This is a genomic window from Bradyrhizobium sp. BRP22 (genome assembly GCF_020194175.1).
In the GTDB taxonomy this organism is placed as follows: domain Bacteria; phylum Pseudomonadota; class Alphaproteobacteria; order Rhizobiales; family Xanthobacteraceae; genus Bradyrhizobium.
Window position 1 is genome coordinate 260,011 of the sequence record NZ_JADYVX010000004.1, and the last position, 13,894, is coordinate 273,904.

A 13,894-nucleotide genomic window follows, 5' to 3' on the forward strand; every position below is an offset into this window, starting at 1 on the left:
CGCGCCGTGCCCGGGATACGGCGGAAGCATTCGTTAACCTCCGCTGCCTATGGTGCGCCCGGAATTGGGAGTACCGCGTATGGACATGATGAGCATGGTCTCGGGCATTCTGGCCATGCAGGCTGGCGGCCTGCAGTCGCAGATCCAGACCTCGATCATCAAATCCAATTCGGATGCCGAGAAGTTCGCGGTTCAGACGCTGCTGGGTGCTCCGTCGACCGCCAATCTGGCGCCGGGCGTCGGCGGCAATATCAACCTGGTTGCCTAGAGCATTTTCGGTTCTGATTGAATCAGAACCGAAGCTCTAGATTCTTGTTTTGACGCGTTTTCTTCACGCGAACCGGTATCCACTTCGCTCGAAAACGCTCTAAATCCCTGCCGCCACCGGCTGCAGCGCGGCCGTGATCAGCTTCACCGCATCATCGCTGGCCCATTCGGCCGGACCCGCGATGGTCGCGATCTCGCAGCCGTGGCCGTCGACCAGCATCGAGGTGGGCATGCCGAGCGCCTTGCCTATGCTCTTAAGGTCCTGAAAAACCTTGGCTTTCGCGTCGCTGAAATAGCCGAGCCGGGTCAGATTGGCGTCCTTCAGGAAATTCTTCGGCTTATCGAAGTCGCGGGTGTCGATGTTGATCGCCACCACCTCGAAATCCTTGCCGCCGAGCTTGGCCTGCAAGGCATCCAGCGCCGGCATCTCCTTGCGGCAGGGCACGCACCAGGTGGCCCAGAGGTTCACCAGCACGGTCTTGCCGCGCCAGTCCGAGAGCTTCCGCGGCTTGCCGTCGGCATCCTCGAAGGCGAGATCCGGCACCCGCACGGGCTTGGTCGCCATCGTCAGCGCTGCGACCTCGCCATGCGCCAGCGGGCTCAACCGCTTCGCCAGTTCGACCGCGCCGCTGCAGGCCGGGTCGCCGGCCGCGCCGCGCCGCATCAGCCCGCCAAATCCGGAGACGCCGGCATAGCCGATCAGCGCGCCGACCAGCACCGCGCCGATCACGAGCGGGATCCGGCGCGTGGCGCCACGGGAGGGGGGAGTTTCAGGCATAGTGTTTGTCATTCAGCGTCAGATATGGCTAAGCAGGGCCCGCGCCGGTGGCGGGTCGGTTTCCACAGTCGGCGATCAAGGGCAGGGCCTCAAGCCTTAAGAAGTCGTGAGCAAGCAATCATGAGCAACAAGATGTGGGGCGGGCGGTTCTCCGAACGTCCCGACGCGATCATGGAGGAAATCAACGTCTCCATCGACGTCGATCGTCACCTTTATGCCCAGGACATTGCCGCGTCCAAAGCCCACGCGGCGATGCTCGCCGCGCAGGGCATCATCACGGCGGGTGATGCGAAAAATATCGGCAAAGGTCTAGACACGATTTTGTCAGAAATCGACAAGGGTTCGTTCGATTTCAAGCGCGCGCTCGAAGATATCCATATGAATGTCGAGAGCCGGCTGTCGGAATTGATCGGCCCGGCCGCAGGCCGGCTGCACACCGCGCGCTCCCGCAACGATCAGGTTGCAACCGATTTCCGCCTCTACGTCCGCGACACGATCGATGAAGTGGATGCGGCGCTGGCGGCGTTCCAGAAGGCGCTGGTCGAGCGCGCGCTGGAACATGCCTCAACGGTCATGCCCGGCTTCACCCATCTGCAGACCGCCCAGCCCGTCACCTTCGGCCATCATCTGCTCGCCTATGTCGAGATGTCGGCGCGCGACCGCGGCCGTTTTGCCGACGCTCGCAAGCGATTGAACGAATCACCGCTCGGCGCCGCCGCGCTCGCCGGCACCTCGTTCCCGATCGACCGGGCCGCGACCGCGAAGGCGCTTGGCTTCGACCGTCCGATGGCCAATTCGCTCGACGCCGTCTCCGACCGCGATTTTGTCCTCGAAACGCTCTCGGCCGCGGCGATCACCGCGGTGCATCTGTCCCGCTTCGCCGAGGAGATCGTGGTCTGGACCTCGCCGCTGGTCGGCCTGGTCAGGCTCAGCGACAAGTTCACCACCGGCTCCTCGATCATGCCGCAGAAGCGCAACCCGGATGCGGCGGAACTGGTGCGCGCCAAGACCGGCCGCGTGATCGGCGCGCTGACCGCGCTCCTGATCGTGATGAAGGGCCTGCCGCTCGCCTATCAAAAGGACATGCAGGAGGACAAGCAGGGCGCGATGGAAGCCTTTGCGGCGCTGTCGCTCGCGATCCGCGCCATGACCGGCATGGTCAGGGATCTCGTGCCGGACGAGGCGCGGATGCAGGCCGCGGCCGGCGAGGGCTATGCCACCGCCACTGACCTCGCCGACTGGCTGGTGCGGACCTTGAGGATGCCGTTCCGCGAGGCCCACCATGTCACTGGCCGCATCGTCGCGCTGGCCTCGGAACGGGGCATCGCCCTGCACGAACTGCCGCTGCAGGCGATGCAGGAGGTCGAGCCGAAGATCACTGCAGATGTGCTGAAAGTGCTGTCGGTCGAATCATCGGTGAAAAGCCGCACCAGCTACGGCGGCACCGCGCCGAGGAACGTGCTTTCCCAGGCGAAGGCATGGGCGAAGCGGCTGGAAAAAGAGCGAAAATGGGGCTGAACGACAAATTTCGCTGCAACCTCATGATTATCCGGGGCTCGCCAGAGCAAATCAATGTTTGTATGGTGCGGCCCGCATTGGGGATTTCGTCGTGACCAGTAACCACCGCCTGACCCCGTCGGGATGGGCTCTCATCCTTGTCGGCGTCGCCGCGCTGACGCTTAGCGGCTGCGGACGCAAGGGCCCGCTCGACCTGCCGCCGACCGCGTCTTCCGCGCAGACGCCGGTGGCGCCGGAAGGCGATACCGAGACCCGGCGGGCAGCCGAGCCCAGCCTGTTCAATCCGAACTACGGAACGGACGCGCCGCCGGCCGCGGCCAAGGGTCGCCAGCGGTCGTTCGTGCTCGACCCGCTTCTCGGCAACTGAGCGTGCCATGAATCATTTCGACTATCGCGACGGCGTGTTGCACGCCGAAGCGGTTGACCTGTCCAGGCTCGCCGAAACGGTGGGCACGCCGTTCTATTGCTATTCGACCGCGACGCTGGAGCGCCATTACCGGGTGTTCACCGAAGCCTTCGCCGGCGAGAAGGTGTTGGTCTGCTACGCCATGAAGGCCAATTCCAACCAGTCCGTGCTGCGCACCCTGGCAAGGCTCGGCGCCGGCGCTGACGTGGTCTCGGGCGGCGAATTGAAGCGCGCGCTCGCCGCCGGCATCCCGCCGTCCAAGATCGTCTTCTCCGGCGTCGGCAAGACCGAGACCGAATTGCGCGCCGCGCTCGCCGCCGACATCCTCTGCATCAACATCGAATCCGAGCCCGAGCTCGAACTGTTGTCGCGGCTTGCGACTGAGATGGGCAAGACTGCGCGCATCTCGGTGCGCGTCAATCCGGATGTCGACGCCGGCACCCATGCCAAGATCTCGACCGGCAAGTCCGAGAACAAGTTCGGCATCCCGATCACGCGCGCGAGAGAGGTCTATGCCCGTGCGGCGAAGCTGCCGGGCATCGAGGTGACGGGCGCCGACATGCATATCGGCAGCCAGATCACCGATCTCTCCAAGATGGAGACCGCGTTCCGGATTCTCGCCGAATTCGTGCAGACGCTGCGCGCCGACGGCCACAACGTCTCACATATCGATTTCGGCGGCGGCCTCGGCATTCCCTATTACATGGACCGCGAGGCGCCGCCGGCGCCCGACGCCTATGCCGCGATGGTCAAGCGCGTGACGCATAATCTCGGCTGCACGCTGATGTTCGAGCCGGGGCGGATGATCGTCGGCAATGCCGGCATCCTCGTCACCCGCGTGATCTATGTGAAGCATGGCGAGGCCAAGAACTTCGTCATCATCGATGCCGCGATGAACGACCTGATCCGGCCGACGCTGTACGAAGCGTATCACGACATCCTGCCGGTGCGGCAGGCCCCAAAGGGCGCGCCGATGATCGTTGCCGACGTGGTCGGCCCGGTCTGTGAAAGCGGCGATTATCTCGCGCTCGACCGTTCGCTGCCCGAGCCGAAGGTGGGCGATCTTCTGGCGATCATGACCGCCGGCGCCTATGGCGCCGTGCAGTCCGGCAGCTACAACACGCGGCCCCTGGTGCCGGAAGTGCTGGTCAAGGACGATCAATATGCCATCGTGCGTCCGCGCGTCGACGTCGAGGCGCTGATCGCGATGGACAAGCCCGCGCCATGGCTGTGAGCTAGCTGGCTCTTGGCCGCCCCTGAAGCTCGCCCCACGGCAGCCGTTCGGCGTCGCAGGATGAACTCTCGGCGACGCTGATGACAGGCGAAATGTGCCTGACCAGGCCGAGCTCGCGCAGGAATCTGGTCCAAAGATAATCCAGCACGGTGTCGCCGTTCCGACGCATGCGCAACAACCAGCTCACAAGCGTAGCATCGGCCCGCAAGATCAGGTCGGCGAAGAATTGAAACAGCAATCGGCTCCACAGCATCGGCACGCTGGTCGCCACCATGATCAGGGCGCCGCGCCGCGATGAGGGGACATCGCTGGAGATGACGAGGTAGAGGCCGAGCGCGGTGACAGCGAACCAGCTCAGGGCCCGATGGGCAGAACCACCATGACAATGAATGCCGCGCCAATCGCGAATTCTGAAGGCCGAATCCCGGTCGTCCTGTCCTGAAGAATGAGAGCGATCCCGGCGATGCACGAAACCCAGACGATAATGCTGACCTCAAAGGTATTGAAGAAGGCGTCCGCCCATCCAAGCCGGTCGATCGATTGAATGATGCGCGATGTGAGGCCACTGATGCAGCCGAGTGCGAAGAGCCCTGCGAAGAATTCGCCGCGCGACAGCACTCTCGCCGTTTGCGATGCGGGGTGGCTGGCAATTAATTCATTTAAAATGGTCATCGCGATTTAATATATTTGATTCAGTTTAACCACCGAACAGCGGCGCGACAACGGAGTTTTTACTCACCGGAGCCCCCGGACAAACGCGATGAGCGTGGAAGCCGGCGACGCCGTTTGAGCTGAAACCGCAGCGCCGGGGACAGTGGCTTTTCCGGCCTAACAAAACGGCGATCGCGCAATCTCCCAGTCGTGGGGCAGCCCTATCCGGCTGATAAGTCTCGGATAAAAATGCAGTATTCCGGGCCGGCCCGTCGCCGATTATTTTTGCTATTTAAAGATTAAATACCCATTGACAGTTATTTAAACTAGAGTGAGATTAATATTATCAAATGTGGCTGAGCGGAGTGCAACAATGTCGTTACCGGGCTGGGTTCTTGCGATTTTCCTCTTGATGGCGGCGGCAGTGCCGGTCGGGGTGTACTTCACTGCCACGCTGTTCTTCCCTCCCGGCCAGTTCTACACCTATGTCGGCGAGGGAACGTATCGTGGCGCGCCGGGTCCCGCGGCTGGCGCAGGACTTCCCTTCCTGGTCGGAGCGGGCGTCTATTGGTACGTCAGGCGCCGCCGCAAGGCGAAATAGCGCCCGCGCGATCGCCGCTGCAAACGGCAGACACAAAACACTTTGATGGAAATGCAGAAAGACCGCCGCGAGGCGGTCTTCTTAGTTCGAGAGCCTACTTCGCCGCGTGACCGCCCTTTGATCCACCGACCACCACGCCCGCGGCCTTCTCGATCGGCTTGATCGCGGAGGTGAAATCGGACTCCGGACCCGTCTCGCGGATCACGACTTCCCAGAGCCGGCCGACGGCTTCGGCGACTTCCATCGACAAGCCCAGCGATTTCATCTCTTCCACGCACAGCCGCACGTCCTTCACCATCAGGCCGGTGGCGAAGCCGAAATCGAAAGTGCGCGGCAGCACCGAGCGCGGAAACTTGTCGCGGCTCGCCGTGTTCATGCCCGAGCCCGCATTGATGACATCGATCATCACGGCCGGATCGAGCCCGGACTTCACACCCATCACCACCGCTTCCGAGGTCGCGACCATCGCGGTTGCCGACAGGAAGTTGTTGGCGAGCTTCATGGTCTGCCCGGAGCCGGGCTTTTCGCCGATGAAGAACACCTTGCCGATCACGTCGAGCGCGGGCTTCAGCGCTTCATAGTCCGCGCGCGGACCGGAGACCATCACCGCCAGCGTTCCCTTTTCGGCGCCGCCGACGCCGCCGCTGACGGGGCTGTCGATCTGCACGATGTTGCGCTTCGCCAGGAGATCGTGGATGCGCACCGCCATCTGCGAGCCGACGGTGGAGAGATCGACGAAGCGTTTGACGCGCTTGCCCCCGATCACGCCGCCGGCGCCCGTGGCGACGTCGAGCGAAGCCTGCAACGAGGGCAGGCTCGCCATCACGGTCTCGACCCGGTCGGCGATCTCCTTCGGCGAGGATGCCGCTTGCGCGCCGCGCGCGGTCAGCCGCTCGACCGCCTCCTTGCGCGTATCGAACACGGTCAATTGATGCCCGGCCTCGACCAGCCGGCGCGCCATCGGAAAACCCATGTTTCCGAGGCCGATGAATCCAATTTCCATGGTGTTTCCTCTCCACCGTCATTGCGAGGAGCGAAGCGACGAAGCAATCCATCTTTCCACTGCGCCGTGTTGCGGCATGGATTGCTTCGCTTCGCTCGCAATGACGACTTAGCCCTTGTCGATCTCGGCGAACACTTCGCGCGCGATGCGGAAGCTGTCGACGGCGGCGGGCATGCCGCCATAGATCGCGACCTGCATCAGGATCTCGCGGATCTCGTCGCGGGTGACGCCGTTGGTGAGCGCGCCCTTCAGGTGTGCGCGCAATTCGTGCGGCCGGTTCAGGATCGAGATCATCGCGATGTTGAGCATGCTGCGGGTCTTGCGCGGCAATTCCTCGCGGCCCCAGACCGCGCCCCAGCAATATTCGGTGAGCAGTTCCTGGAATGGTTTGTTGAAGCTGTCGACGTTCTTGAGCGCGTTGGTGACATAGGCCTCGCCAAGCACGGCCTTGCGGATTTCCAGGCCTTTGTCGTGCGTCTTTTGGTCCATGACGTTTCCTCATGCAGTTTGGAGAACATGATCCGGAATAGTGGAAACCGGCTCGCCGAAAAAGATCATGCTCGAACGGAAGGATGTGATCATCATCTGATTTCGGATCACGATCCCGGTTGCGGCCGCGGACGTTACGGGGTCGCTCACGCGCAGTCACGCCTTCGTGTTATGCGTATTTCCGAGTGTGGGTTGCCGGAATGGAACAGGTGCCTCATTGCCGCCCTTGTGGTAAGGTGTCGTGTCGGGCAACCGGGAGATTTTATTGAGCGGCGACCCCTCTGAGCCCGCGCGCGAGCCTGGCGCCGTCGCGCGGCTGAAGCTGAACGAAGCCCTGCAGCGGGCACGAAACGCGATCGCCTGGGAGCGCGGATGGCCGCATCTGGCCCGGTTTCTGACCGTCATCGGATTGTTCCTGGTGGTCTCCTGGGTTGGACTCTGGCTGATGCTGCCGCTTGCGGTACGCTTGGCCGGTGTGGGCCTGTTCGCATTGCTGGCGCTCGCCGCGCTGCTCCCGCTGGCTCGCTTCCGCTGGCCGACCCGCGATGAGGGCTTAAGCCGGCTCGATCGCGGCACCGGCATCCGCCATCGCCCGGCGACCGCGCTGACCGATACGCTCGCGAGCCAGGATCCGGTCTCGCAAGCGCTGTGGCAGGCGCAGCGCGAGCGTACGCTGGCCGCGCTCAAGCGCATCCGCGCCGGCCTGCCGTCGCCGCGGCTTCCGATCCACGATCCGTGGGCGCTGCGGGGGCTGGTGATCGTGATGCTGGTTGCCGCCTATGTCGCCGCCGGCGACGAGCGTTCTCTCCGTTTGGCCTCCGCTTTCGATTGGAACGGCGTGCTGGCGCCGACCAACATCCGGGTCGATGCCTGGGTGACGCCGCCGAACTATACCGGCAAGCCGCCGATCATCCTGTCATCGGCGAACCGTGAGTCGGGGGCCGCCGAGAGCGGGCCGTTGGCGGTTCCCGCCGGCAGCACGCTTCTGGTGCGCTCCAGTGGCGGCAATATCGATGTCGTCGCCGGTGGCGGCGTCACTGAGGTTGCGCCAAACGGAGAGGCGCCGAAGGGTACCAACGAGCGCCATTTCAAGATTGCAGGCGACGGCACCGCGCATGTCCGCGCACCTGCCGGCCAGCCGCTGTGGCGTTTTACCGCAACCCCCGATCGCCCGCCGTCGATCGCGCTGGCCAAGGATCCGGAGCGACAGGCGCGCGGCTCGTTGCAATTGTCCTACAGGCTCGAGGACGATTACGGCGTCACCGAAGCGCGCGCGCAATTCGTCGCCCGTCCGGGCGATGCGAAGGATCCCGGCAAGGACTCCCGCAACGGCGGAACCAAGACAGCCGAGGCCCGGCCGCTGTTCGAGCCGCCACAGTTTCCGCTCGTGCTGCCGAACGCGCGCACCCGCAATGGCGTCGGCCAGACCGTCAAGGACCTGAGCGAAGATCCCTATGCCGGCGCAGATGTCACGCTGACCCTGACGGCAAAGGACGAGGCCGGCAACGAGACCAAGAGCGAACCGTTCAACATGCGCCTGCCGGAGCGGTTGTTCACCAAGCCGCTGGCGCGGGCCCTGATCGAGCAGCGCCGCATTCTCGCGCTCGACGCCGGCAAGAACGCCGATGTCTACGCTGCGCTGGATGCGCTATTGATCGCGCCGGAAATGTTCACGCCGGAGGCCGGCACCTATCTCGGCCTGCACAGCGTGGCGCGGCAGCTCGAGGCCGCCCATACCGACAACGCGCTGCGCGAGGTCGTCGCCAGCATGTGGGCACTTGCCGTCACCATCGAGGACGGCAACATCACCGATGTCGACAAGGCGCTGCGCGCGGCGCAGGACGCCTTGAAGCAGGCACTGGAGCGCGGCGCGAGCGACGAGGAGATCAAGAAGCTCACCGACAATCTGCGCGCGGCGCTCGACAATTTCCTGCGCCAGCTTGCCGAACAGTTCCGCAACAACCCGCAGCAATTGGCGCGTCCGCTCGATCCCAACGCCAAGGTGCTGAGCCAACAGGACCTGAAGAACATGCTCGATCGCATGGAGCGCATGTCGCGCTCCGGCGACAAGGACGCGGCGAGGCAGTTGCTCGATCAGCTCCAGCAGATGCTGGAGAACCTGCAGATGGCGCAGCCCGGTCAGGGCGGCGACAACGACATGGAGCAGGCGCTGAACGAGCTCGGCGACATGATCCGCAAGCAGCAGCAACTCCGCGACAAAACCTTCAAGCAGGGTCAGGATTCGCGGCGCGACCGCATGCGCGGCAAGCAGGGCGATCAGTCAATGTCCGACCTGCAGCAGGACCAGCAGGCGCTGCGGGACCGGCTACAGAAGCTGCAGGAAGAGCTCGCCAAGCGCGGCATGGGACAACAGGGCCAGCGTGGCGAGAAGGGCCAAAAGGGTCAACGCGGCGAACAGGGACAGCAGGGCCAGCAAGGTCAGGGTGGCCAGCAGGGCGATCAGGGCGACGGCGAGGATGGGCTGGATCAGGCCGATTCCGCAATGGGCGATGCCAGCGGCCGGCTCGGCGAAGGCAATGCCGACGGTGCGGTGGACTCGCAGGGCCGCGCGCTCGACGCGTTGCGCAAGGGCGCGCAGAGCCTCGCCGAGGCGATGCAGCAGGGCGACGGCGACCAGTCCGGCGACGGCCCCGGCAACCGCGCAGGCCGCCAGCAGAGCGGCGGCAACCAGACCGATCCGCTCGGCCGTCCCCTGCATGGCCGCGAGTTCGGCGACGACTACACCGTCAAGATCCCCGGCGAGATCGACGTGCAGCGCGTCAGGCGAATCCTGGAAGAACTCCGGCGCCGCCTCGCCGACCCATCGCGGCCGCAGATCGAGCTCGACTACCTGGAGCGCCTGCTGAAGGATTACTGAGTCGAAGTTTTCCGCCCGTCGTCATCGTCCGCGAAGGCGGACGATCCAGTATTCCAGAGACGTCCGAGTTCAATTGAGAGGCCGCCGCTTGCTGGATACCTCGCCTGCGCGGGGTATGACAGAGTGTGTGCGGGCACTTTTGTAAGCCTACGCCAGCTTCCGTGCGGACAGCGCGTCCGCCACCGCGGTGCGGATATCGGCGACCGAGAACGGCTTGGTCACCACGTCGTGCACGATCGCATTGAGGCCGGAGGCGCGCTCGCGCTGATCGGCAAAGCCGGTCATCAGCAGGATCTTCAGGTCCGGAAAATCGCGCGCGCTGGCGAGTGCCAATGCAATCCCGTCCATCACGGGCATCTGGATGTCCGTGAGCAGGAGGTCGAAGGCACCTTGCTCGCGTGCGAGGATTTCCAGCGCGGCGGCGCCGTCCTGGGCGGTGACGGTCTCGTGGCCGTCCATCGCGATGGCGCGCGCCACCAGCGAGCGCATCGAATCTTCGTCGTCGGCGATCAGCACGCGGGGCATTTGGCTACTCCCTCGAATGCGGTTGCGGGATGACTTCAGGCGCGGCCGCCGGCCGCCAGATCGCGCTTGTTGAAGAAGCGAATATCGATGGCGCGGGCTTCCGCCGGGGGCGAGGCAAGGCGCGATTTGAAATGGGCGCGTTCACCCGGCTTCAGCACCGGCTGCTCCAGCACCGCGTTCCATGCATAGATTTCGGCGCCCTGTGCGTCGCGGACCGCAAAGCGCAGCCGCGGCAGTTCCACCGGCTTGCGGGTCTCGCCAACGATCATGCCTTCGATCACCAGCACCGGCTTGCCGTCCACGCTGTCGTTGGTGATCTTGATGTCCTTGAACGCCACCCCGCGCAGATTCACCTCGAGCCCGACCAGCCTGTAGAACAGCGCGGTCTGCGGCAGCAGGCGCACGACATCGCCGCGCCACGCCACCAGCGCCACGATCAGCGCCGCCATCGCGGCGCAGGCGGTGGGCAGGGTCGCTGCGGGCACGCGGATGCGGGGCAGGGTGGGCAGCTTGAGCATTCTTGGCAGCCTGCGGCGGGGCTTGGCTTCGACCTCCGCGTGAGCCTCGGCGTCTTCCCGGGCAACCGATGGCCAGTCCTGTCGGACAGCATCGTCCGCCGGCCAGTCGGCCGAGATCGAGGGGCTGTCGACGACAGGGGTGTGCTCGTCCTCCTCCTGCCGCGCCATCGCCTCCCATTCCGCCGCGGCATCAGAGGCGTCGAATTGGCTCGCCCCTGCCATCGCCGGCATCGGGGCCGTGGCGTCGACGGCGTCCTCCGGCCGCGCCAGCCAGACCTCCTTGCAGCGGGAACAACGCACCGTACGCCCGGCCGGACCCAAGGTCTCCAGCCTGATCGCATAGGATGTTGTACAATGCGGGCAAACGATATGCATGGAGCCCAATCCCCACCATGAATGCGCCGGGATGCTACAAGGCGACCGTTAACGAATCGGAAACCATAACCGAAGCACAACCACGTTGTTCGGCCCGCCGGCCCAGCCGGAAGCGGGCGCGAGGATTGAGCCAAGGTTCGAGGTTCCCGGCCGCCGCGCAAATTGAACCCAACGTCCAACCCAATGTCGAGCGGGGCTAGAGCTTGGTTCGGTTCGAAAATGTCGGATTGCGTTACGGGCTCGGCCCGGAGATTCTGCGCGACCTCACCTTCGCCATTCCCGCCCATTCGTTCCAGTTCCTGACCGGCCCCTCGGGCGCCGGCAAGACCTCGCTGCTGCGCCTGCTGTTCCTGTCGCTGCGGCCGACGCGTGGGCTGGTGAACTTGTTCGGCAAGGATATTTCGTTGCTGAACAAGGATCAGGTGGCGAACCTGCGCAAGCGCATCGGCATCGTGCTGCAGGATTTTCGCCTGCTCGACCACATGACGACCTATGAGAACGTCGCGCTGCCGTTCCGCGTGATGGGCCGCGACGAATCCAGCTACCGGCGCGAGGTGATCGACCTCCTGAAATGGGTCGGCCTCGGCGAGCGGATGGATGCGCTGCCGCCGATCCTCTCGGGCGGCGAGAAGCAGCGCGCCGCGATCGCGCGCGCGGTGATCTCGCGGCCGCAATTGTTGCTGGCGGACGAGCCGACCGGCAGCGTCGATCCGACGCTCGGGCGGCGGCTGCTCCGCCTGTTCATCGAATTGAACAAGTCCGGCACCGCGGTGATCATCGCCACCCACGACATTACGCTGATGGACCAATACGAAGCGCGACGGCTGGTGCTGCATCAGGGTAGGCTGCACATCTATGAATAAGATCGGCCGAGAGCATGTGCCGCTCGTCGACCTCGGGCATGAACGCCCGCAGGTGCCGGCGAAGGCACGCAACATGTCGCCGATCGTGCCGCGGGCCTCGATCTCCGGCCGCGCGCTGGTCGCCGTGGTGGCGATCATGACCTTCCTGGCCTCGATAACAACCGGGGCGGTGCTGCTCGTCAGCGCATCCGCGGCCGAGTGGCAGTCGGAGGTCGCAAGCGAGATCACCATCCAGATCCGCCCGACCACCGGTCGCGATCTTGAGCGTGACGCGTCCGCCACGACGGAGGCGATGCGGACGCAGCCCGGCATCGTCGAGGTCCGCCCGTTCAGCAAGGAAGAATCCGCAAAGCTGCTCGAGCCCTGGCTCGGCAGCGGATTGTCGATCGAGCAATTGCCGGTGCCGCGCGTCATCGTGGCGCGGGTGCAGCCGGGCAGCACGCTCGATCTCACAGCGCTGCGGGCGCGGATCACGCAGGTTGCCCCTGGCGCCAGCGTCGACGATCACCGCGCCTGGATCGAGCGCATGCGCTCGATGACCGGCGCCACGGTGTTTGCGGGCATCGGCATTCTCGCGCTGGTGATCGTTGCTACGATCATCTCGGTATCCTTCGCCACGCGCGGTGCAATGGCCGCCAACCGGCCGATCGTCGAGGTGCTGCATTTCGTCGGCGCCGCCGACAGCTACATCGCCAACCGCTTCCTGCGGCATTTCCTGATGCTGGGCCTCGAGGGCGGGCTGATCGGCGGCGGCATCGCGATGCTGTTCTTCGGCTTCTCCGAATCGATCGCGAGCTGGTTCTCGGGCACTCCCGTCGGCGACCAGTTCGCGGCGCTGCTCGGCACCTTCTCGCTGCGCCCGTCCGGCTATCTGGTGCTGGCGCTGCAGGCGGTATTGATCGCCGCGATCACGGCCTGGGCCTCGCGGCGGACGCTGTTCGCCACGCTCGATGACGTCGACTGATGCGACGGCCGGACTCCACTTCGCCCCAAAACGCTCTAGAATTGCGTTCCGGGGAAGGACAGCCGTATCCGATGAGCTCTGATCTCGACGACCGATCGCAGCAAAAGCGCCGGCCTGCGCGGCCGCGCGGATGGCTGCGTGCAGTGATCGTCGTGCCGCTGGCGTTCTTGTTCGTCGTCGCCGGGCTCGGCTTCATCGCGTTCCTGTCGCAGTTGCGCGGCGCCGAAACCGAGCCCGAGCGCAACGCCGACGGCATCGTGGTATTGACCGGCGGTTCCTCGCGCATCTTCGACGCGGTGGAATTGCTGGCGCACGGCTACGGCAAGCGGCTGCTGATCTCCGGCGTGCACCCGACCAATGCGGCGAGCGATATTTTCCGCTCGCTGCCCGAGAACAATCAGGCGCTGCTCAAGTGCTGCGTCGACCTCGACCGTTCCGCCGTCAACACCAGGAGCAATGCCGCCGAGACGCGGCGCTGGGCGCGGGAGCGCGGCTTCAAGTCGCTGATCGTGGTGACCTCGAACTATCACATGCCGCGCGCGATCGTCGAATTGTCGCACGCGATGCCGGATGTCGAACTGATCCCGTTCGTGGTGATCGGCGACAAATGGCGCGACGAACCCTGGTGGATGAGTGGCGGAACGCTGCGCCTCCTGCTATCGGAATACGTCAAATATGTCGCGGCGGAGCTGCGGGTGCGGCTGGCCCAGATCGGTCTCGACCTGATGCCGGACTTCCTCGAGCAGCCCGGTGGCGCGCAGGCGCCGCGCCGGCCGGCGACTGCGCAGGTGAACTGACCGGACCAATTGTTTGTCGGGAATTCG

The 13,894-nt window shown here is 64.8% G+C and carries 16 protein-coding genes; 9 read left to right on the forward strand and 7 right to left on the reverse strand.

The window, feature by feature from the left end:
* Positions 1 to 79 precede the first annotated feature (79 nt).
* Positions 80 to 268 carry a putative motility protein gene (locus tag I6F35_RS07990; RefSeq protein WP_225117104.1) on the forward strand — a complete coding sequence of 63 codons (189 nt, stop codon included), beginning with the start codon at positions 80 to 82 and terminating at the stop codon, positions 266 to 268.
* 99 nt (positions 269 to 367) lie between these two features.
* Here the strand turns inward: I6F35_RS07990 and I6F35_RS07995 are convergent, their stop codons facing one another.
* Positions 368 to 1,045 carry a TlpA disulfide reductase family protein gene (locus I6F35_RS07995; RefSeq protein ID WP_225117105.1) on the reverse strand — a complete coding sequence of 226 codons (678 nt, stop codon included), beginning with the start codon at positions 1,043 to 1,045 and terminating at the stop codon, positions 368 to 370.
* Positions 1,046 to 1,165: 120 nt separating this feature from the next.
* Between I6F35_RS07995 and argH the strand changes: the two genes are divergently transcribed.
* The 3 genes from argH to lysA all read left to right on the forward strand — a co-directional run bounded on the left by argH (position 1,166) and on the right by lysA (position 4,203).
* On the forward strand, positions 1,166 to 2,563 hold the full coding sequence (gene argH / locus I6F35_RS08000) for an argininosuccinate lyase (RefSeq protein WP_225117106.1): 1,398 nt from the start codon (positions 1,166 to 1,168) through the stop codon (positions 2,561 to 2,563).
* A gap of 91 nt (positions 2,564 to 2,654) precedes the next feature.
* Positions 2,655 to 2,930, forward strand: coding sequence for a lipoprotein (locus I6F35_RS08005; protein WP_225117107.1), 276 nt, complete (start codon positions 2,655 to 2,657; stop codon positions 2,928 to 2,930).
* 7 nt (positions 2,931 to 2,937) lie between these two features.
* Positions 2,938 to 4,203, forward strand: coding sequence for a diaminopimelate decarboxylase (lysA, locus tag I6F35_RS08010; protein ID WP_225117108.1), 1,266 nt, complete (start codon positions 2,938 to 2,940; stop codon positions 4,201 to 4,203).
* 1 nt (position 4,204) lies between these two features.
* Here the strand turns inward: lysA and I6F35_RS08015 are convergent, their stop codons facing one another.
* Complete coding sequence (locus I6F35_RS08015; protein WP_225117109.1) at positions 4,205 to 4,477, reverse strand: hypothetical protein; 273 nt, start codon at positions 4,475 to 4,477, stop codon at positions 4,205 to 4,207.
* An 80-nt stretch (positions 4,478 to 4,557) separates the two neighbouring features.
* On the reverse strand, positions 4,558 to 4,875 hold the full coding sequence (locus I6F35_RS08020; protein ID WP_225117110.1) for a hypothetical protein: 318 nt from the start codon (positions 4,873 to 4,875) through the stop codon (positions 4,558 to 4,560).
* A gap of 352 nt (positions 4,876 to 5,227) precedes the next feature.
* Between I6F35_RS08020 and I6F35_RS08025 the strand changes: the two genes are divergently transcribed.
* Positions 5,228 to 5,455 carry a hypothetical protein gene (locus tag I6F35_RS08025; RefSeq protein ID WP_225117111.1) on the forward strand — a complete coding sequence of 76 codons (228 nt, stop codon included), beginning with the start codon at positions 5,228 to 5,230 and terminating at the stop codon, positions 5,453 to 5,455.
* Positions 5,456 to 5,549: 94 nt separating this feature from the next.
* Here I6F35_RS08025 and I6F35_RS08030 read toward each other — a convergent pair whose 3' ends face one another.
* Entirely contained in the window at positions 5,550 to 6,458 is a 909-nt protein-coding gene (locus I6F35_RS08030) for an NAD(P)-dependent oxidoreductase (RefSeq protein WP_225117112.1), read from the reverse strand.
* 108 nt (positions 6,459 to 6,566) lie between these two features.
* Entirely contained in the window at positions 6,567 to 6,947 is a 381-nt protein-coding gene (locus I6F35_RS08035; RefSeq protein WP_225117113.1) for a carboxymuconolactone decarboxylase family protein, read from the reverse strand.
* Positions 6,948 to 7,212: 265 nt separating this feature from the next.
* Here I6F35_RS08035 and I6F35_RS08040 point away from each other — a divergent pair, with 265 nt between their 5' ends.
* A complete protein-coding gene (locus tag I6F35_RS08040; RefSeq protein ID WP_225117114.1) occupies positions 7,213 to 9,825 on the forward strand; it encodes a TIGR02302 family protein in 2,613 nt (870 codons plus the stop codon).
* A gap of 147 nt (positions 9,826 to 9,972) precedes the next feature.
* Here the strand turns inward: I6F35_RS08040 and I6F35_RS08045 are convergent, their stop codons facing one another.
* Together I6F35_RS08045 and I6F35_RS08050 are read right to left on the reverse strand one after the other, a co-directional pair.
* A complete protein-coding gene (locus I6F35_RS08045) occupies positions 9,973 to 10,350 on the reverse strand; it encodes a response regulator (RefSeq protein WP_225117115.1) in 378 nt (125 codons plus the stop codon).
* Between the two features lie 35 nt (positions 10,351 to 10,385).
* Complete coding sequence (locus I6F35_RS08050; RefSeq protein WP_225117116.1) at positions 10,386 to 11,243, reverse strand: MJ0042-type zinc finger domain-containing protein; 858 nt, start codon at positions 11,241 to 11,243, stop codon at positions 10,386 to 10,388.
* Between the two features lie 203 nt (positions 11,244 to 11,446).
* Between I6F35_RS08050 and ftsE the strand changes: the two genes are divergently transcribed.
* The 3 genes from ftsE to I6F35_RS08065 all read left to right on the forward strand — a co-directional run bounded on the left by ftsE (position 11,447) and on the right by I6F35_RS08065 (position 13,867).
* A complete protein-coding gene (gene ftsE / locus I6F35_RS08055; protein WP_225117117.1) occupies positions 11,447 to 12,106 on the forward strand; it encodes a cell division ATP-binding protein FtsE in 660 nt (219 codons plus the stop codon).
* Positions 12,099 to 13,070: an ABC transporter permease gene (locus I6F35_RS08060; protein WP_225117118.1), complete on the forward strand. Its 972-nt coding sequence runs from the start codon at positions 12,099 to 12,101 to the stop codon at positions 13,068 to 13,070. The genes ftsE and I6F35_RS08060 overlap by 8 nt, the downstream gene beginning before the upstream one ends.
* Before the next feature lie 71 nt (positions 13,071 to 13,141).
* Positions 13,142 to 13,867 carry a YdcF family protein gene (locus I6F35_RS08065; RefSeq protein ID WP_225117119.1) on the forward strand — a complete coding sequence of 242 codons (726 nt, stop codon included), beginning with the start codon at positions 13,142 to 13,144 and terminating at the stop codon, positions 13,865 to 13,867.
* Positions 13,868 to 13,894 lie beyond the last annotated feature (27 nt).

What these genes read in the sequence shown, in the direction of transcription:
- I6F35_RS07995 (WP_225117105.1), bottom strand. Translation starts at nt 1,045, where the DNA reads ATGCCTGAAACTCCCCCCTCCCGTGGCGCCACGCGCCGGATCCCGCTC.
- I6F35_RS08045 (WP_225117115.1), bottom strand. Translation starts at nt 10,350, where the DNA reads ATGCCCCGCGTGCTGATCGCCGACGACGAAGATTCGATGCGCTCGCTG.
- argH (WP_225117106.1), top strand. Translation starts at nt 1,166, where the DNA reads ATGAGCAACAAGATGTGGGGCGGGCGGTTCTCCGAACGTCCCGACGCG.
- I6F35_RS08025 (WP_225117111.1), top strand. Translation starts at nt 5,228, where the DNA reads ATGTCGTTACCGGGCTGGGTTCTTGCGATTTTCCTCTTGATGGCGGCG.
- I6F35_RS08030 (WP_225117112.1), bottom strand. Translation starts at nt 6,458, where the DNA reads ATGGAAATTGGATTCATCGGCCTCGGAAACATGGGTTTTCCGATGGCG.
- I6F35_RS08020 (WP_225117110.1), bottom strand. Translation starts at nt 4,875, where the DNA reads ATGACCATTTTAAATGAATTAATTGCCAGCCACCCCGCATCGCAAACG.
- I6F35_RS08015 (WP_225117109.1), bottom strand. Translation starts at nt 4,477, where the DNA reads ATGGTGGCGACCAGCGTGCCGATGCTGTGGAGCCGATTGCTGTTTCAA.
- I6F35_RS08065 (WP_225117119.1), top strand. Translation starts at nt 13,142, where the DNA reads ATGAGCTCTGATCTCGACGACCGATCGCAGCAAAAGCGCCGGCCTGCG.
- I6F35_RS08035 (WP_225117113.1), bottom strand. Translation starts at nt 6,947, where the DNA reads ATGGACCAAAAGACGCACGACAAAGGCCTGGAAATCCGCAAGGCCGTG.
- I6F35_RS08050 (WP_225117116.1), bottom strand. Translation starts at nt 11,243, where the DNA reads ATGCATATCGTTTGCCCGCATTGTACAACATCCTATGCGATCAGGCTG.
- I6F35_RS07990 (WP_225117104.1), top strand. Translation starts at nt 80, where the DNA reads ATGGACATGATGAGCATGGTCTCGGGCATTCTGGCCATGCAGGCTGGC.
- lysA (WP_225117108.1), top strand. Translation starts at nt 2,938, where the DNA reads ATGAATCATTTCGACTATCGCGACGGCGTGTTGCACGCCGAAGCGGTT.
- I6F35_RS08060 (WP_225117118.1), top strand. Translation starts at nt 12,099, where the DNA reads ATGAATAAGATCGGCCGAGAGCATGTGCCGCTCGTCGACCTCGGGCAT.